This window comes from Halosegnis longus (assembly GCF_009663395.1).
Taxonomy (GTDB): Archaea; Halobacteriota; Halobacteria; order Halobacteriales; family Haloarculaceae; genus Halosegnis; species Halosegnis longus.
On record NZ_QKNW01000001.1, the window covers coordinates 1,322,839 to 1,339,636 of the forward strand.

The 16,798-nt window shown below is 68.5% G+C and carries 17 protein-coding genes; 5 read left to right on the forward strand and 12 right to left on the reverse strand.

Going from position 1 to position 16,798, the window contains the following annotated elements; translation table 11 throughout:
* The first annotated feature begins 2 nt into the window (after positions 1–2).
* Together pstB and DM818_RS07245 are read left to right on the forward strand one after the other, a co-directional pair.
* Positions 3–863 carry a phosphate ABC transporter ATP-binding protein PstB gene (gene pstB / locus DM818_RS07240; protein WP_394338846.1) on the forward strand — a complete coding sequence of 287 codons (861 nt, stop codon included), beginning with the start codon at positions 3–5 and terminating at the stop codon, positions 861–863.
* A complete protein-coding gene (locus DM818_RS07245; RefSeq protein ID WP_075937395.1) occupies positions 860–1,144 on the forward strand; it encodes a hypothetical protein in 285 nt (94 codons plus the stop codon). Before pstB ends, DM818_RS07245 begins: the two co-directional genes overlap by 4 nt.
* On the opposite strand, the gene DM818_RS07250 is transcribed toward DM818_RS07245, so the two are convergent.
* Positions 1,134–2,150, reverse strand: coding sequence for a hypothetical protein (locus tag DM818_RS07250; protein ID WP_123124540.1), 1,017 nt, complete (start codon positions 2,148–2,150; stop codon positions 1,134–1,136). The genes DM818_RS07245 and DM818_RS07250 overlap by 11 nt on opposite strands.
* Before the next feature lie 101 nt (positions 2,151–2,251).
* On the opposite strand from DM818_RS07250, the gene mutL reads away from it, so the two are divergent.
* A complete protein-coding gene (mutL, locus tag DM818_RS07255; protein ID WP_153952500.1) occupies positions 2,252–4,192 on the forward strand; it encodes a DNA mismatch repair endonuclease MutL in 1,941 nt (646 codons plus the stop codon).
* A 31-nt stretch (positions 4,193–4,223) separates the two neighbouring features.
* Here mutL and DM818_RS07260 read toward each other — a convergent pair whose 3' ends face one another.
* Complete coding sequence (locus DM818_RS07260; RefSeq protein ID WP_153952501.1) at positions 4,224–4,685, reverse strand: phosphate-starvation-inducible PsiE family protein; 462 nt, start codon at positions 4,683–4,685, stop codon at positions 4,224–4,226.
* A 70-nt stretch (positions 4,686–4,755) separates the two neighbouring features.
* Here DM818_RS07260 and DM818_RS07265 point away from each other — a divergent pair, with 70 nt between their 5' ends.
* Entirely contained in the window at positions 4,756–6,126 is a 1,371-nt protein-coding gene (locus tag DM818_RS07265; RefSeq protein ID WP_153952502.1) for an MFS transporter, read from the forward strand.
* Here DM818_RS07265 and DM818_RS07270 read toward each other — a convergent pair.
* From DM818_RS07270 to DM818_RS07310, 9 genes are all read right to left on the reverse strand, one after another.
* The gene (locus DM818_RS07270) at positions 6,110–6,946 is read right to left on the reverse strand and encodes a sensor histidine kinase (RefSeq protein WP_148040786.1); all 837 of its coding nucleotides are present in this window, start codon (positions 6,944–6,946) and stop codon (positions 6,110–6,112) included. The genes DM818_RS07265 and DM818_RS07270 overlap by 17 nt on opposite strands.
* Positions 6,947–6,962: 16 nt before the next feature.
* A complete protein-coding gene (locus DM818_RS07275; RefSeq protein ID WP_158601458.1) occupies positions 6,963–7,751 on the reverse strand; it encodes a histidine kinase N-terminal 7TM domain-containing protein in 789 nt (262 codons plus the stop codon).
* A 38-nt stretch (positions 7,752–7,789) separates the two neighbouring features.
* Complete coding sequence (locus tag DM818_RS07280) at positions 7,790–8,080, reverse strand: DUF424 domain-containing protein (RefSeq protein WP_075937389.1); 291 nt, start codon at positions 8,078–8,080, stop codon at positions 7,790–7,792.
* A 2-nt stretch (positions 8,081–8,082) separates the two neighbouring features.
* The gene (locus DM818_RS07285) at positions 8,083–8,811 is read right to left on the reverse strand and encodes a tetratricopeptide repeat protein (protein ID WP_075937388.1); all 729 of its coding nucleotides are present in this window, start codon (positions 8,809–8,811) and stop codon (positions 8,083–8,085) included.
* A 68-nt stretch (positions 8,812–8,879) separates the two neighbouring features.
* Entirely contained in the window at positions 8,880–9,944 is a 1,065-nt protein-coding gene (locus DM818_RS07290; protein ID WP_075937387.1) for a pyridoxal-phosphate dependent enzyme, read from the reverse strand.
* A gap of 55 nt (positions 9,945–9,999) precedes the next feature.
* Positions 10,000–10,956 carry a succinylglutamate desuccinylase/aspartoacylase family protein gene (locus DM818_RS07295; RefSeq protein ID WP_075937386.1) on the reverse strand — a complete coding sequence of 319 codons (957 nt, stop codon included), beginning with the start codon at positions 10,954–10,956 and terminating at the stop codon, positions 10,000–10,002.
* Positions 10,957–11,006: 50 nt separating this feature from the next.
* A complete protein-coding gene (locus DM818_RS07300) occupies positions 11,007–12,458 on the reverse strand; it encodes an NCS2 family permease (protein ID WP_075937385.1) in 1,452 nt (483 codons plus the stop codon).
* 99 nt (positions 12,459–12,557) lie between these two features.
* Positions 12,558–13,268 (reverse strand): phosphoribosyltransferase family protein, encoded by a 711-nt coding sequence (locus DM818_RS07305; protein ID WP_075937384.1) that lies wholly within the window; start codon positions 13,266–13,268, stop codon positions 12,558–12,560.
* 69 nt (positions 13,269–13,337) lie between these two features.
* Positions 13,338–13,589 (reverse strand): hypothetical protein, encoded by a 252-nt coding sequence (locus DM818_RS07310; RefSeq protein WP_075937383.1) that lies wholly within the window; start codon positions 13,587–13,589, stop codon positions 13,338–13,340.
* 76 nt (positions 13,590–13,665) lie between these two features.
* Here DM818_RS07310 and DM818_RS07315 point away from each other — a divergent pair, with 76 nt between their 5' ends.
* Positions 13,666–15,396, forward strand: a complete 1,731-nt coding sequence (locus DM818_RS07315; RefSeq protein WP_153952503.1) for an excinuclease ABC subunit C — start codon at positions 13,666–13,668, stop codon at positions 15,394–15,396.
* A gap of 77 nt (positions 15,397–15,473) precedes the next feature.
* Here DM818_RS07315 and DM818_RS07320 read toward each other — a convergent pair whose 3' ends face one another.
* A complete protein-coding gene (locus DM818_RS07320; RefSeq protein WP_153952504.1) occupies positions 15,474–16,739 on the reverse strand; it encodes a tRNA(Ile)(2)-agmatinylcytidine synthase in 1,266 nt (421 codons plus the stop codon).
* Positions 16,740–16,798: the final 59 nt, after the last annotated feature.

Consider the following 16,798-nt stretch of genomic DNA (forward strand, 5'->3'; position numbering starts at 1 on the left):
CAATGGACGACTCGACAGACTACTCGGACTCGCCGGACCCGACCGCAGAGTCCGTCATCGAGACGAACGTCGCCGACGCCGCCGCCAGCACCGACACTGCTCGCGCTCCGGCGGACACCATCGTCGAGGCGCGCAACATCGACGTGTTCTACGACGACGTGCAGGCGCTCGACGACATCTCGATGGAGATCCCCGAACGGCGGGTCACCGCCATGGTCGGTCCCTCCGGCTGCGGGAAATCCACGTTCCTCCGGTGTATCAACCGGATAAACGACCGCATCGACGCCGCCCGCGTCGACGGTGAACTCCTGCTCCGCGGGAAGAACGTCTACGACGACGACGTGGACCCGGTCGCGCTCCGTCGGCGCGTCGGCATGGTGTTCCAGACGCCGAACCCGTTCCCGAAGTCCATCTACGAGAACGTCGCCTACGGGCTGAACATCCAGGACATCGAGGGCGACTACGACGAGATCGTCGAGGAGTCGCTTCGCCGCGCGGCGCTGTGGGACGAAGTGAAAGACCAGCTCCACGAATCGGGACTCGACCTCTCGGGCGGCCAACAGCAGCGACTCTGTATCGCCCGCGCCATCGCGCCCGACCCCGAGGTCATCCTGATGGACGAGCCGGCCTCCGCCCTCGACCCGGTCGCCACCTCGAAGATCGAGGACCTCATCGCGGACCTCGCCGAGGAGTACACGGTCGTCATCGTCACCCACAACATGCAACAGGCCGCCCGGATTTCGGATAAGACGGCCGTCTTCCTGACCGGCGGCGAACTCGTCGAATTTGGCGACACGGAGCAGGTGTTCCAGAACCCGAGCTCCGACCGCGTCGAGGACTACATTACCGGGAAGTTCGGATGACCGACGACCGCGACCCCGAGGCGACGCTGGAGGAGTGGAAGGACTCGATGCAGGCCGACCACGAGGCCGCGATTCGAAATCCCGACCCGAACGACGACCACCGCATCGAGTCGGTCGTCCAGGCCAGCGTCCGCATCGGCTTCGCCTACGAGGAGGGCGACCTCGTGGAGTCGTCCCGCGAACGCGTCGACCCACCCGAGCCCGAACTGTTCTCCTGTATCTGTGGCGTCCGCGGGATGACCCGCGAGGAGGCGACCGCGCACATGGCGGCTATGCAGTAGCCTGCCACGCCCGAGCGCGGTCACAGACGAAGTCAGCGTAGCGCGCCCGTGCTCGCTCCCATCGCTTCGTGTTCTCGCGACACGCCCGTTCCAGTTCGGCGAGCTGGTCGCCGTCGTAGGTCGAGGCGAGACACATCGCCTGAAACACCAGCGACTCGCTCGGCTCGTCGGCGTCCGTCTCCGGCTCCGTGAGCCGCGTGCGAATCCGCGACTCGTCCATTCCAAGGTGAATCGCCGACCCCGGGAGGCTGCGGCCCATCTTCGGCGTCTCGCCCAGTCCGGTAATCATCCGCGCGTGAACTCCAGCAATCGCTCCCGTCACCGGTGTGGCTGCCAGCAACGACCGCGCCGCCGGGAGCAGTTCACGCTCGTCCGCACCGAGCGCCAGCACGACGCGGTCGTACCCCTCGCGCAGTGGATGCACGAAATCCGCCAGGTGCAACACGACACCGTGTGTCGCTGCCGCCTCGGAGGTCGCGCCCGACGGTTCGACCCCGGAGTGCTCGTACGCCTCTCGCACCCGAGTCTCCCATGCTGTCGGCTCCAGCTCGTTCCAGTGGTGTCCGTCGTAGTACGGCGCGAGCAGCTGTGCGGTGTGCATCACGCCCCGGGCCTCCTCCTGCGTGCGAAGCCGCCCAGCCTCGGAGTCGATACCGCAGTCCTGCGCGAACGCACGGAACCGCTCGGCCAGTCGCCGGACATCGGCCAGCGAGTGACCGCCGTGGTACGGTTCGAGGTCGGCGAGCACGAACTGAACATCGACGCCAGCCTGCTGTAACTGCGCGACGGTGAGTAGCTGTCCGAGCGTGCCGAGATGTGGCGGCCCGGTCATTCCGACGCCAGTCGTCACCAGCGTCCCCTCGTCCGTCAGTCCGCCCGCGATGCCGTCTGCGGCGACGAACTTCCGTGCGAGCCACGACGCCGGTCGGTCTCCGGCCCCGAACGCCACTCGCGCACACCCGTCCCCGCCCCGTAGCTGCTCGTAGTGATCGGTCAGTCGAGCCACACGCTCAGCTCTGATCGCTGGCGTATAGTTTGCTGTGAGCTTCGCTATCACACGGCAAGCGTTCCCGCGGGATTGATATCCGCGCGCTGCAGCTATCCCGTATGACCGATATCCGCCGGCTCGACGACGCGACGGTGGACCGCATCGCCGCCGGCGAGGTGGTCGAGCGGCCCGCCTCCGTCGTCAAGGAACTGGTCGAGAACAGCGTCGACGCCGGCGCGGGCCGCATCGACGTGACCGTCGCGGCCGGCGGCACCGACCGCATCGAGGTGCGCGACGACGGCTCCGGCATGTCGCCCGACGACCTCGAACTCGCCGTCACGGAACACGCCACCTCGAAGATTCGCGACATCGACGACCTCGAAGCCGGCGTCGCGAGCCTCGGCTTCCGGGGGGAGGCGCTCCACGCCATCGGCGCCGTCTCGAAGCTCACCGTCCGGTCGCGCGAACCGGGCGCGACGAAGGGCGCAGAACTCCGCGTCGAGGGGGGCGACATCGTCCGACAGGAGCCCGTCGGCTGTCCGGAGGGGACGACCGTCGTGGTCGAAGAGTTGTTCTACAACGTCCCCGCCCGCCGGAAATACCTCAAGAGCGAGGCGACGGAGTTCAGCCACGTCAACAGCGTCGTCTCGGGCTACGCGCTCGCGAACGCCGACATCGCCGTCTCGCTCACCCACGACGACCGCGAGACGTTCGCCACCGAGGGACGGGGTGACCGCCGCTCCGCGATTATGGCCGTCTACGGCCGCGACGTGGCCGCGAACATGGTTCCCGTCGACGGCACCGACGAGCCCGGCCCGCTCGCCGACGTGGGTGGACTCGTCTCGCACCCGGAGACGAACCGCGCGACCCGCGAGTACGTCAACGTCTTCGTCAACGGGCGGTGGGTGACGGCCACCGCGGTCCGGGACGCCGTCGTCGAGGCGTACGACCGCCAGCTCGCCGGCGACCGCTACCCATTCGCCGTCATCGACCTCGACGTGGACCCGGCGACCGTCGACGTGAACGTCCACCCCCGAAAGCTCGAAGTCCGATTTGCCGACGAGGACGGAATGGCCCGGCAGGTGCGCGACGCGGTGGAGTCGGCCCTGCTCGATGCCGGCTTACTCCGAACGAGCGCCCCTCGCGGCCGGTCGAAGGCCGCCCAGACGGAGATTTCGCCGGGCGAGCGCGACGACCGCGACACCTCGGACGTCGACACCACGCCTGCCGGTGACACCGACACGACGGCTCCCGATTCGGGGACGCGACAGCCGAGTCCGAGTGACTCGCCATCGAGCGAGTCGGCGTCCTCGGAGAGGACCGACGACGCCACTCCGGCGTGGCACGCCGAATCGACGGACGGCGCAGACCCCACGACCGAATCGCGCGAGTCGGCCGACCGCCGGTTCCGCGAGCCGGCGACCCAGACGACGGTCGACGGGAGCGACGCCGCCCCCGAGTTCGACCGACTTCCGTCGATGCGCGTGCTCGGACAGTTGCACGACACCTACGTCGTCGCGGAGACCGACGACGGACTCGTGCTCGTGGATCAACACGCTGCCGACGAGCGGGTGAACTTCGAGCGCCTGCGCGAAGGGTTCTCGGGTGAGGTGGTGACACAGACGCTCGCGGAGCCGGTCGAACTCTCCCTGACGGCGAAGGAGGCGGCGCTCGCGGAGCCGGCGGGCGACGTGCTCGCGCAGTTGGGATTCACGACGGCGCTCGCGGACGAGCGGACCCTGCGGGTCTCGACGGTGCCCGCGCTGTTGGCCGACGTCTCGGGTCCAGAGCTCGTCCGGTCGCTCATCGACGACTTCGCCGACGGCGACCCCGAGCGCACCGTCGAGCGAGCCGTCGACGACCTGCTCGGCGACCTCGCCTGTTACCCCTCAATCAAGGGGAACACCTCCCTCACGGAGGGGACGGTGACGGAGTTGCTTACCGCGCTTGACGACTGTGAGAACCCCTACGCTTGCCCGCACGGCCGACCCGTCGTTATCGAGGTGGGTCGCGACGAGATCGAAAACCGGTTCGAGCGGGATTATCCGGGACATAGCTGACGACGCCAGCGAATTACGCTGCCACGTTCGCTTACGGTGGCTCCTTGTCGCCGTCGTCGTCGGTCGTCCGGAGCACGTAGAGCGCGAGCGTCAGTACCAAAAGCAGGATGGAGAACGTACCGGCGAACATCAGATCGTCGGTGCCGATAACCTCGCCGGGCCGGAAGCTGATTATCTTCCGGGAGACGGCGATGAGCGCCGCGATGATGACGATACGGACGACATCCTCCTCGCGGGTGTAGGCGACGACCGTCTGGTAGATTTCGACGATGATGAACAGCAGTAAGGCGGTGTCGATGAAGCCGACGACGACCACCGGGTCGGCGATTCCGGCCGGTGGCCCCGGCTGGATTGAGTCGTAGGCGGCCTCCGCGATGCGGATGAGCAGGTCGCCGACGCCGACGATGAACAACCCCATCAGGATGTACGCGGTGGCGATTTCGGCGAGATGTATCCCCCGTTGTGATGGTTCGATGAGCCGGTCGTAATCCATACCCGTATTCGGACTGCCACACTCATAGTTCCGGGGTAAAAGCCAGTAGCTCCCCGCCCGAGGGGTTCGTATGAGCGATACCGACGACCGGGTCACGGTCGAGACGGGCGTGTTCGCGGCCGCCCGCCAGTTTCTCGCCCTCGAACGCGACGTGCTCGTGCTCTCGCTCGCGATGTTCGCCTTCTCGCTCGGCTATCAGGGGACGAACCAGTACATGGCCGCGTATCTGTACGCGCTGGGTGCCGGTCCGGTCGTCGTCGGGCTGTTCGGCTCGCTCGGCAACCTCATCTCGGCGGTGTACCCGTATCCGGGTGGCGTCGTCAGCGACCGCATCGGCTCGCGGCGCGCGCTCACGCTGTTCGGCCTGCTCTCCGCGGTCGGGTTCGGGCTGTGGGCGGTCGCCGGCGCGATTCCGCCGCTCGTGACCCCCGCCCTCGCGCTCGGTCCCGTCGCCGTGCCCTCGCTGACGATGCCCGTCCTGCTGTTCGTCGGGCTGTTCCTCGTCCAGTGTTGGAAGTCGTTCGGGCTTGGTGCGACGTTCGCCGTGGTCCGACAGGCGAGCGCGCCCGGCGAGCTCGCGGCCGGCTTCGCGGCCCCCGAGACCCTGCGCCGGCTCGCCTTCCTGCTCGGACCCTTACTCGTCGCCGCCGCGTTGTCCGTCTTCGAGTTCGAGCGCGGCTTCCGGGTCGTGCTCGCCGGCGCGGCCGCGTTCGCGCTCGTCGGCACGCTCGTCCAGCATCTCCTGTACGACGCGTCGGCCGACTCGCTGGGCGACTCGTTTGCCGGCGTCGGGACCGTCCTCGCCGACCTTCGCTCGCTTCCCTCGGAACTGCCGCCGCTGCTCGCGGCCGACACGCTCGTCCGCTTCGCCAACGGGATGGTGTACGTCTTCTTTGTCGTCTACGTCGAGGCCGCACTCGCCGGTCCGGTCGCGATACCGGTGGTCGGGTCGCTGTCGCCGGCGGCCTTCTTCGGTGTCCTGCTCGCCGTCGAGATGGCGGTCGCGGTCGTGAGTATGCTCCCCGCCTCCCGGTTGGCCGACCGCGCCGGGCTGAAGTCGGCCGTCGGGCTCGGCTTTCTCGTCTACGCGCTGTTTCCGGCGCTGCTCGTGTTCGCGCCGACGGACGGACTCGCCGTCGCCGGAACCCGGATTCCGCCGGCGGGGTTGTTCGTCCTCCTGTTTGCGTTTTCCGGGCTTCGCTTCGCCGGCCTGCCGGCACACAAAGCACTCATCGCGGGGCCGACCGAGCGCGACGCCGCCGGTCGAACGACGGGGAGCTACTACCTCGTCCGGAACACCCTGACAATCCCGTCGGCGCTCGTCGGCGGTCTCCTGTACGCGCGTTCGCCGACCGTCGCCTTCGGGGCCGCGACGGCCGTCGGACTGGTCGGCGTCCTCATCTTCGCGCGCTACGGCGAGCGATTCAGTTCGCCTGCGTGACCGCCGTCTGTGGCATCTCGACGCCCGTCACCTCGACGCGTGCGCCGCCGTCGTCGCGCTCGTGCACTTCGACCTCCCAGCCGTGAGCCGCAGCGATGGAGGCGACGAGCGGAAGGCCGAGTCCCGGCCCCTCCCGGTGTGTCGAGTAGTCGTACTCGAACACCGACTCGCGGTCGGACTCGGGGATGCCGGGACCGTCGTCGGCGACGTAGAAGCCGCCGGGGCGGGGACCGATTTCGATGCGGTCGCCGCCGTGGTCGCGGACGTTCTCGACGAGGTTCTCAAGCAGGCGTTCGAGCCGAGACGGCGAGGCGACGACCGTCCCGACGGGGTCGTGGGCCAGCGTCTCATCGTCGGCCACGCGCTCGACGACCGACTCCACCAGCGGGTCGAACTCGACCGGCTCCGGCTCGGTGACGATATCCATGTTCCGCCCGAGCGCGAGCAAATCCTGCACGACGAGGCGGGCGCGTTCGAGCGGCTCGTCCGTCTCGGCCAGATACGACACGTCCTCCTCCTCGCGCGCGAGGTCGATGTACCCTTCGAGGATGTTGAGCGGGTTCCGGAGGTCGTGGGCGGCGACGGCGGCGAACTCCTCCAGCCGGCGATTCTGCTCTGCGAACCGCTCGTTGGCCCGCCGCTCTTCGGTCAGGTCCGAGAAGAGAATCACGCGGCTCCCGTCTTCGAGCGGCATCTCGTCGGGCCGGAGCCACCGGACCCCGTCGTCGAGTTCGACGCGGGTCGGCTCGTCGCCGGCCCCGACGAGCGACGGGGGCAGCGCCGTCTCGATTGGGGTCCCGATAGGGTCGTCGTCGAACAACACCCGCGCGGCCGCGTTACAGTCCGATGCGGTCGCCGTCGTCGACGACGACCACGGGGTCGGTGATGGCCTCCACGACCCGGTCGCGCGCGACCGGGACGATATCGACGAGGTGACTCCGGAAGACCCCCACCGCGGTGAGCGCCAAGCCGGCCGTGAAGGAGACGGGCGTGGGGTCGACCGGGAGGGGAATCACGCCGACGAGATGGAGCGCGTTCACGGCCCACGGGATGAGAACCCCCACGACGAGCAACAGCGACTGTCGGTGGTACAGCTCCGACCGCTCGGCGGTGTTGTACAGAATGAGTCCGCTTCCGACCGCCAGCGGCAGGTACGACTCGGCGACAGTTACCCAAAACAGCGCCCCCCGAGAGGCGTTGTACACCGCTATCGGCCCCATCGGCGTCAGTCCGAGGTCGCTGTAGTAGAGTCCGTGAACCGGGTCGGTGACGACGAGCAGATACAGCGCGACGGCCGGCAGCGACAACACCGCGACTCCGCGGTGACTGATGTCGTAGCCGGCGTATCGAAGCGCGAAGACGAGAAACGCAATCGGTGCGGTAACGATACCGACGTACGCGATTGCGGTCGCCACGTACCACAGGTCCGGCGAGGACGCGACTACGCGGAGCGCGTTCCCGATTGCCCACACCGCCAGCGCTCCCGTGCCGACGCCGAACGGGACGGAAATCGACCGCTCGCCGTACCGGAGTGCGTACTGCGTGATGTGTACCGCAACCCCGGCCGAGATGAGATACGCCGCGATGATGGCAGCGAGATACGTCTGGGGGGTGAGCGCGGCCATTGGCATGATTACTCACGGAGATAACAAATAATCGCCGACTACAGCTGGAGATACTGGGCGTGGCGGCTCCCCTCGAACTCCAAGACGTTCTCCTCGGCGACGTAGCCGGCCTCGATGGCCACCTCGACCGTCCGCGTGCCGACGAGATTCGCCACCGTACACCGGGCGAGCGCCGCCGTCACCTCGCTCTCGTCGGCCGGCTCGCCGTCGTAGAAGTCGGGGTCGACGGTGATCGACGCCTCTCCCGTCTCGAAGGTCTCGCCGAGGTCCTCCGCATCACAGACGGACACCAGCACGCCTTCGGGCGTCTCCCGCTCGACGAGTAACATGCTCACCGCACCATCTCCTCCTCACGCTGCTGGCGCACCTCCTCCGCTTCGTCGACCAACTCCTCGGCGCGCTCCTCCTGGCCGGTCTTCTCGTAGGCGCGCGCGAGCTCCTCGAGCAGCTCCGGCGACCGGAAGCCGAGCCGCTGGGCGTTCTCGAAGGCGTTGACCGCCTCCTCGGCCAGCCCGCGTTCCAGCAGGAAGAAGCCGCGGTTGTACCACGCCTGCGGGTTTCGCGAATCCAGTTGGACGGCGTTTTCGGCGTGTTCGAGCGCCTGTTCCGTGCGGCCGTCCTCCCAGAGCGCGTACGCGAGATTCGTCTCCGCGGCCGCCGCGTGTTCCCCCTCGGCGTCGATGTACAGCGCCTCGCGGTAGGAGTCGATGGCCGCCTCCCACTCTTCGAGTTCGGCGTGGGCGGCCCCCTTATTCACCCACGCTTCCTGTCGAACCGAGTCGTCGTCGGTGAACTGGGCCGCGCGGTCGAAGGTGTCGACCGCCTGCTCGTACCGCTGAATCCCCATGTACGAGAGGCCCACGTCGATGAGTTCGTCCGCGTCGACGTCTTCGGCGACCGTCTGGCGACGGTCGAGCGTGTCGGCGATGACGCGTGAGTCGACCGGGTCCACCTGCCCGGGGTCGACGCTGAGTTCGGGCGGGTCGAGGTCGAACCCCTCGTAGGGGTCGTCGAATCCCTCACCTTCCGAGAACTGATGGTCGTCGTGCTCGTCGGTCATTGTCTTCGTTGGGGTGTTGAACGGCAAAAGGGCTACGTCCACCGTCGAGCGTATCGTCCTTCGTGTGGTCACTGTTTCAGCCCGCTTCCCGTGAGGGGGACGACCACGTCGTCGTCGGGGGAGACGACGCCGCGTGCACGGTACAGTTCGAGCGCCGCCGGTGCGACAGCACACGTCGGCTCCGTGTAGAAGCCGGCGGCGTGGAGCGAGTCCAGCGTCTCGCTCACGCGCGATTTCGAGAGGGCAATCGCGTCGCCGTCGGTCGCCTCGATGGCCTCGTGAATCTGCGCCTCGCGGGCGGGGTCGCGAATCTGGATGCCGTCGGCCACGTCGTTTTCTGCGTCGCTCGGGCCGTGAATCTCGTCGGCGACGGGGGCGTAGCCGGCGGCCTGTGCGCCCAGCAGTCTGGGCATCGAATCGGTCCAGCCGGCGCGCTGCAGGGCGCGGAAGCCGCGGTACGCGCCGAGGAAAAGCGTCCCGTGCCCCAGCGGCGTGACGACGGCGTCGGGCACGTCCCAGCCGCGCTGGGCGGCGACCTCGTAGGCGAACGTCGCGGTACCGGCGAAGAAGGCCGGATTCCACGCGTGGCTCGCGTACCACTCTGCCCCCGACTCGACGGCGTCGACACAGGCGTCGGTCACGTCGCCGCGCGTCCCCTCGACGCGAACGACCTCCGCGCCGGCACGCTCGATAGCCCGGAGCTTCGAGGCCTTCACCGACGCCGGAACGTAGATGCTGGCGTCGATACCCGCGCGGGCGGCGTAGGTGGCGATGGCCGCGCCCGCGTTCCCCGAGGAGTCCTCGACGACGCGGTCGACGCCCTGCTCGGCCGCGAGCGAGAGCGTCGTCGTCGCGCCCCGGTCTTTGAACGACCCGGTCGGACACACGTACTCCAGCTTGAACGCACAGTCCCACTCCGTGCTCTCGGTCAGGGGGGTGAACCCTTCGCCGAGCGTGACTGCGGGACCGGTCGGGAGAAACGACTCGAAGGCCCACAGTCCGCGCGTCGGGTCGATATCGGGGCCAGACTTCGGGAGCGGCTGGTCGGCGAAGTCGAGGGGACCGCCGCAGTCACACCGCCACGCCGCGCCGTAGCGGTCGTAGCGGTCGCCACAGACGGAACAGACGAGCATACGAACGGCAGGGCCACCAGCGGTTTGGTGGTGTCGGTACGCTGTCGTCGGCCAGTTAGTACGAGTCGACGCCGGTCCCGACCGAGCAGACGTACTCGCCCTGTGCGACCTGCGGGAGCCGGCGGGCACGCCAGAAGATACCGCTGCTGTCTGCCGTGATCGTCTCCTTGACGCTCCCGAACACGTCGGTGATCTCGAACAGCGTGTCGCCGCGGCTCACGTCGTCGCCGAGTTCGGGGTAGAAATCCACGAGTCCGCCCGCGGGCGAGCCGTACTGGTCGAAGCCGCTGGCGCGGGTCTGTTCCGACTCTTCGACCGTCCCGTCGAGGAAGCCGTAGTCGGTGAGCACGTTCATCGTCCCGCGGACGCCGTAGCGAATCGACTCCTCGTCCCAGCCGACTGCCCCGCCGAGTTCGGGGTCGATGGTCGGGACGCCCTCGTCGGGGAGCGCTCGGGCGAGTTGGCCGCTCGGCCCGCGCTGGTCGAGGATGTGACCACAGTCGAACGTCTTCGCGAGGTCGAGACACTCCCGGTGGAGTCGGTGGCGGCGACCGCACCGCACCCGCACCTCGTTTATCATCTGGCTGGTCGACCCCTGGTGGAGGTCGATGGCGATGTCGGCACCGACGCCCGCCGAGAAGGTGGCGTGTGCGATGCGTTCCGTCGTCGTTCCCGTCTCGTTGCCGGGGTACGCGCGGTTCGTCTTCGTGTCGTCGATCGGATTGCGGTGTTCTGCGACCTGGAAGCCGTACCAGTTCACGATGCCGACGATGAGGATTTCGCCGGCGATGTCGGCGGGGTCGAGCCGGGGGACCAGCCGTCGGACGACTCCGAGGCCGTTGAGTTCGTCGCCGTCCGAGACCGCCTGCACGTACAGCGTCTTGCCGTCGCGCTCACCGTTGATGACACAGACCGGGAGCGCGACCTCGGAGCCGTCGCGAGCCTCACCGACGGTGAGCCGACCCGTGGCCCGCTCACCGGGGGCGGCCGTCGCGGTTCCGAGCGTCGTCATGCTCGAAAATCGGGACCCACGCCCGCATTAACTTACTGATAGCCGACGGATTACCCGGCGACGCTGCCGAGGATGCCGCCGGTGCGGACGAGGAAGTACGCGAAGAAGGCGAGCGCGAGTATCCACTGTCCGGTCGAGACTTCGCTGCGGCGACCGGCCGCCAGCTTCACCAGCGGGTACGAGACGATTCCCGCCGCGATACCGTACGCGATGGAGAAGGTGAACGGCATCACGAGCACGGTCAGTCCGGCCGGAATCGCGTAGGTGATGTCGTCCCACGCGATTTCGGCGACGTTGCGCAACATCAGGACGCCGACGACGACGAGCACGAGGTGGGAGGCGTACGTCGGCACGGCCGCCGCCAGCGGGACGAGCGCCAGCGACGCGAGGAACAACAGCCCGACGACGAGCGCCGTCATCCCGGTGCGGCCGCCCTCCTCGACGCCGGTGGCGGATTCGATGTACGTCGTCACGGTGGAGGTGCCGAGCATCCCGCCGACGGTGGTGCCGACCGCGTCGGCCATCAGCGGCTTGTCCATCTCCGGGAGGTTGCCGTCCTCGTCGAGGAAGCCGGCGTTCTGGGAGACGCCGACGAGGGTGCCGGCGGTGTCGAAGAAGTCCACGAAGAAGAACGTGAAGACGATGAGTGCAAACGAGAGCGGCTGGACCTGCTGGAGTCCCTCGATGAACGCACCGGCAAGCGGCGCGATGTTGTAGCTCGACGCCTCGTAGACGATGGGGACGTTCGGCGCGACGGGAATCGGCGTCTTCAGCGACGCGCCCGCCGCGCTCGCTGCCTCGACGGCCGCGGTGCCGGTGAACCCGGCGGCCTTCGCCGCGTAGCCGGCTACGGAGGTCGCGAGGACGCCGATGATGATGGAGCCGCGAACGCCACGCGCGTACAGCGCGAGCGTTAAGAACAGACCGAGCACCGACAACACGGCCACGGGGTCGGTCGCCAGCACGGGACTGAACGTGAGGAACGTCACCGGGTCACCCGCGACGACGTGCATCTCCTCTAAGCCGAGCAAGGCGAGAAACAGCCCGATACCCGCACCGACGGAGAGCTTGACCGGCTCCGGAAACAGCCGGATGACGGCCTCGCGTGCGCCAATCGCGGTCAGGAGCATGAAGACGACGCCCTCGACGACGACCGCCGCGAGTGCCGTCTCCCACGGGATTCCCAACCCGAGGACGACCGTGTACGCGAAGAAGGCGTTCAGGCCGAGACCGGGCGCTTGCCCGAAGGGCCGGTTCGCGTACAGCGCCATCGTGAGCGTCGCGACCGCCGCCGCGATGAGCGTCACGACCGCGATCATCTGGAAGGTGCGCGTCTCGGAGACGCCCTCGATGGTGATGGCGTCCGAGAGGATGGACGGGTTCACAACGACGATGTAGCTCATCGTCAGGAACGTGGTGAATCCGGCCAACACCTCCGTCCGGAGGTTCGTGTCGTGTTCGTCGAAGCCGAAGTACTCGCTCAACGACTCTGTAAGACCCATGTGCCCACAGATGCACGCAGGAGTGTGTTAAGAATTGCTTTCCAGACAACCGAAGTATGCAGAAACGTGGTGTGAGCTGCGGTAGCGCGTTACAGGGAGTTACAGGTGGGTGAGTGCGCCGACCGGCGCATCGACGCGCGCCTTCGCGCGGTCGATTCCCTCCTCGCCGGCCGCGATGAGCGCGAACACGCCCGACACGTCAGCGCCGGCGCGCTCGGTGATATCGAGCAGGAGTTCCTGGGTCTCGCCCGATCGGATGAGGTCGTCGACGACGAGCACGCTGTCGCCGGCGTCGATGGCACGAGACGGGAGATAGTAGGTGAGTTCGATACCCGAATCGAGCCGCTGGCGCGACTCGATGAACTCCTCGACGGCAGTCTCTTTCGACTTCTTCGCGTAGGCGACGGTCGCCCCGAAGTGGGCGGCCATCGCCGCAGCGAGCGTGATTCCGTCCGTCGCGGCCGTCAGGACCACGTCCGGCGTCTCGAAGTCGAACGTCTCGCCCGCGACGGGGGCGACGAGTTCGAGCAGCGACTGGTCGAAGACGACCCGGGAGTTGTCGATGTAGCCGTCGTCGTCGTGTCGGATGCGCGCTTCGAGTTCGGCTTCGAGCGTGTCCCGGCCGACGCTCCCCACGACGGCTTCGGCGCGCTCGACGCCCGGCAGGACGTGCCCGTTGACGTAGCGATTCAGATCGCCCGCCGGAAGCCCGGTCTCGGCGGCGAGTTCGTCGTACGTTCGGGTCTCTTTCAGTGTCCGCAACACGTCGACCGCCTGCAGCTGCAGGGCGGCCTTCTCTGCACGGTTCATGCAGCTATGCGTCGTTGTGCAACTATGGGGGTTACGGTCTCTATCGAGCGTAAGCTATCCACTTCCGTGTCACAGCTCGTCGTCGGGGTCGTGGTCGCTCCGGACGCGCTCGACCTCCTGTCGGTAGCGTTCGGGGTCGTCCGCGGCCGAGAGGTCGGTCTCGTCCACGTCCTTGGCGGCGGTCACGGTCAGGGCACCGTTGCGAATCGCGGTTATCGGCACCTCCTTGCGGTTGACGCGCTCGCCGTCCGGGGTCGCGTAGACGAGCGTGATGAGATTCCGCGAGCCGTAGTCCCGTTCGACGAGCCAACACTGGACCATGCCCACGCTCGCGCGCCCCGACAGTTCACCCTACCGGTCGCGACACGCTGAAAGCCGCCAGCCCCCTACGACGACTGTGAACACCGACGCCGTGCGCGAGCGGGCGGGCGACCTCCCCGACAAGCCCGGCGTCTACCAGTTCGAGCGCGGCGACGCGGTCCTGTACGTCGGGAAGGCCGTCGACCTGCGCGACCGCGTTCGCTCCTACGGTGACCCGCGGGGCGAGCGCATCCGCCGGATGGTCGACCGCGCCGAGCGCATCGACTTCTCCGTCACGGAGACGGAAACGCAGGCGCTCCTGTTGGAGGCGAATCTCATCAAGCGGTTCCAGCCGAAGTACAACGTCCGGCTGAAAGACGACAAGTCCTACCCGCTCGTCCAACTCACGGACCACGAGTTCCCGCGCATCGAGGTGACGCGCGACCCCGACGACGCCGCGACCGTCTTCGGCCCCTACACGAACAAGGGCCGGGTCGAGACCGTCGTGAAGGCGCTGCGCGAGACGTTCGGCGTCCGCGGCTGTTCCGATTACAAGTTCGACGGCCGCGACCGCCCGTGTCTCGACTACGAGGTCGGTATCTGTACCGCCCCCTGCGTGGGCGAAATCGACGCCGAGTCGTATCTCACCGACGTGGACGCCGTGCGCCGGTTCCTGAACGGCGAAACGGGCGTGCTCGCCGACCCGATGGAGCAGGCGATGCAGACGGCCGCGAGCGACCAGGAGTTCGAGCGCGCGGCGAACCTCCGCGACCGCCTCTCGGTCGTCGAGTCGTTCCACGAGGGCGGCGCGGCGGCGATACAGGGCGACGCGCCGGAAGAACGGGTCGCCGTATTGGGCGTGAGCATCGAGGGAAGCGACGCCACCGTCGCGCGACTCGTCAGCGAGCGGGGCAAACTGGTGGACCGCGAGCGCCACCGGGTCGCCGCCAGCGAGGTGCGCGAGGTCGCGCCCCTGCTGTCGGCGTTTCTCCCGCAGTTCTTCGCCGAGCGAGACTTGCCCGACGCACTCTTGCTTCCCGAGCGCCCCGACGACGAGGACGTGCTCGCGTGGCTGGAACGCGAGGGCACCGACGTGCGCGTGCCGGGCGCGGGCCGTGAGGCGACGCTCGTCGACCTCGCGCTCAAGAACGCGCGCCGACAGACCGGCCGCCGCGACGAGTGTGCCCGACTGGCCGACGCGCTCGGTATCGACGCCGCCGACCGCATCGAGGGGTTCGACGTGAGCCACGCACAGGGGAAGGCGGTCGTCGGCTCGGACGTGTGTTTCCTCGACGGCGACGCCGAGAAGTCCGACTACCGGCGCAAGAAGCTCACCGACGAGAACGACGACTACGCCAACATGCGCCGACTGCTCCGGTGGCGCGCCGAGCGTGCCGTCGAGGGCCGCGACGACCGACCCGACCCGGACCTCTTGCTCATCGACGGGGGCGAGGGACAACTGGACGCCGCGCGCGAGGCCCTCGACGCGGTGGGGTGGGCCGTGCCCGCCATCGCGCTCGCGAAGGACGAGGAACTCGTTATCACGCCCGACCGCACTTACGACTGGGCATCGGACGCCGACCACCTGCGGCTCCTCCAACGCGTGCGCGACGAGGCCCACCGGTTCGCCGTCGCCTACCACCAGCAGGTCCGCGACGAGGTGTCGACCACGCTCGATGACCTGCCGGGCGTCGGCCCGCAACTCCGGAAGCGACTGCTCCGTCGGTTCGGGAGCGTCGAAGGGGTCCGCGCCGCGAGCGAGTCGGAACTCGGGGACGTGGAGGGTGTCGGTCCGTCGACTGCGGCGACGATTTCGGCGCGGCTGTGATGCTGGGTCGTTCTGCCGCGTAGCCTTCTACCGACGCCGTGGGCTTCGACACTGCTCTCTCAGCGTCGACACCACCCCTACGACTCCGGATGCACGGGGCCGTCAAATCCGCCCCGAATCAGCGGTCGCGCGACGTGGCGTCTCGCGTGTGGCGGAACCTCGTACCAGCCGACCGCGACATCGCGCTCCATCTCTCGCTCCACCTTCCCGGGGGCCGTCGTTCCACAGTTTCCCCGACACCGGTACCCCTGCCCGCGGCCGGCGGACTCCATCCGGCGACCACAGTCGGGGCACTCGGGCGTCACGCGCTCCGTCTCCCGGAGCGAACGCACCGCGACCTTCTCCAGTTTCACGGTCCCGTCCGTCACCTCGCCACAGACGGTCACGTCGTCACCGACCCGGAGCGCACGCACGCGGTCGCGGAAGCGGCCCGTCGGGGCGAACGCGGCGGCGTCGAGCCGCGCCTCGCCGTCGGCGAGTTCGAGGAAGACGTGGCCACCCTCTCGGGTGTCGGGTGCAGTCGAAACGGTGGCGTCGAGCCGGTAGCTCCGGCCGTCGCGCGCGTCGCCGAGGGCGGCCGGCGCGAGATGCGCGTCGGTCCCCTGGTTCGTCTCGAAGGTGCACCGGCGCTCGATGGTCTCGGAGTCGATTGCACGGGCACACTCGCGGGTCGCGTCGGGGTCGTCGCCGCGAATCGCGTGGAGCACCGGCCCCGGAGTGTGCGGGACTGCGACGAGGTCGCCCGTGGTCCGGTCGACGGTGTCCCACACCGTCGGGTAGTGGGCGTCGGCCGCCGCGAACAGCGACTCGGCGTCGACGCGGCGGTCGGTGCCCCAGCGGTCCCGCTCGCGGTAGCTGATGGTCTCGTAGCTGGTGTCGACTCGCGACCGCTTCCACGCCCGTTCGGCACCGACGGCCGCGAGCGCGCCGACGAGGCCCTGTTCGGTCTCCCAGCCGGCCGTCCGGTAGCCGTGGCGGGCACAGATGTCGCGGGCCGTCTCGGGCGAGAGCAGTTCACGCATCGCACGGTCGGTCCAGTCCGCGATGTCGGCGGATACGTCCCCGGGCGATTCAGGCGCGACGACGACGCCGGGGTTCGTCCGGTCGTCGTCGGTTTCGGCGTCGGACTCGACGAGGTCGCGGGCGGCATCGAATGCCGTCTCGGGGTCGGCGTCGGTGACGACGGCGAGGGCGGCGTTGCCGCGGGTCTTGTACGGGACGGCCGGATTCAGCCGGACGAGGAGACACCGGCCCCCCACCTGCTCGCGGAGGCGGGCGGCCGCGTAGGTCGTACACATCCCGCGCTCGCGGGAGTCGGTGTCGTCGATACCCACGACGGTCATACCAGCCTTCGTTCGCCGGCGAGTAAGGCGGTTTCGCTGTCAAATCGCCACAACCCTCT

Excerpts from the sequence above, each read along its gene's own strand:
- pstB (WP_394338846.1), top strand. The coding sequence starts at position 3 with ATGGACGACTCGACAGACTACTCGGACTCGCCGGACCCGACCGCAGAG.
- DM818_RS07245 (WP_075937395.1), top strand. The coding sequence starts at position 860 with ATGACCGACGACCGCGACCCCGAGGCGACGCTGGAGGAGTGGAAGGAC.
- mutL (WP_153952500.1), top strand. The coding sequence starts at position 2,252 with ATGACCGATATCCGCCGGCTCGACGACGCGACGGTGGACCGCATCGCC.
- DM818_RS07260 (WP_153952501.1), bottom strand. The coding sequence starts at position 4,685 with ATGGATTACGACCGGCTCATCGAACCATCACAACGGGGGATACATCTC.
- DM818_RS07265 (WP_153952502.1), top strand. The coding sequence starts at position 4,756 with ATGAGCGATACCGACGACCGGGTCACGGTCGAGACGGGCGTGTTCGCG.
- DM818_RS07275 (WP_158601458.1), bottom strand. The coding sequence starts at position 7,751 with ATGGCCGCGCTCACCCCCCAGACGTATCTCGCTGCCATCATCGCGGCG.
- DM818_RS07280 (WP_075937389.1), bottom strand. The coding sequence starts at position 8,080 with ATGTTACTCGTCGAGCGGGAGACGCCCGAAGGCGTGCTGGTGTCCGTC.
- DM818_RS07285 (WP_075937388.1), bottom strand. The coding sequence starts at position 8,811 with ATGACCGACGAGCACGACGACCATCAGTTCTCGGAAGGTGAGGGATTC.
- DM818_RS07290 (WP_075937387.1), bottom strand. The coding sequence starts at position 9,944 with ATGCTCGTCTGTTCCGTCTGTGGCGACCGCTACGACCGCTACGGCGCG.
- DM818_RS07295 (WP_075937386.1), bottom strand. The coding sequence starts at position 10,956 with ATGACGACGCTCGGAACCGCGACGGCCGCCCCCGGTGAGCGGGCCACG.
- DM818_RS07300 (WP_075937385.1), bottom strand. The coding sequence starts at position 12,458 with ATGGGTCTTACAGAGTCGTTGAGCGAGTACTTCGGCTTCGACGAACAC.
- DM818_RS07305 (WP_075937384.1), bottom strand. The coding sequence starts at position 13,268 with ATGAACCGTGCAGAGAAGGCCGCCCTGCAGCTGCAGGCGGTCGACGTG.
- DM818_RS07310 (WP_075937383.1), bottom strand. The coding sequence starts at position 13,589 with ATGGTCCAGTGTTGGCTCGTCGAACGGGACTACGGCTCGCGGAATCTC.
- DM818_RS07320 (WP_153952504.1), bottom strand. The coding sequence starts at position 16,739 with ATGACCGTCGTGGGTATCGACGACACCGACTCCCGCGAGCGCGGGATG.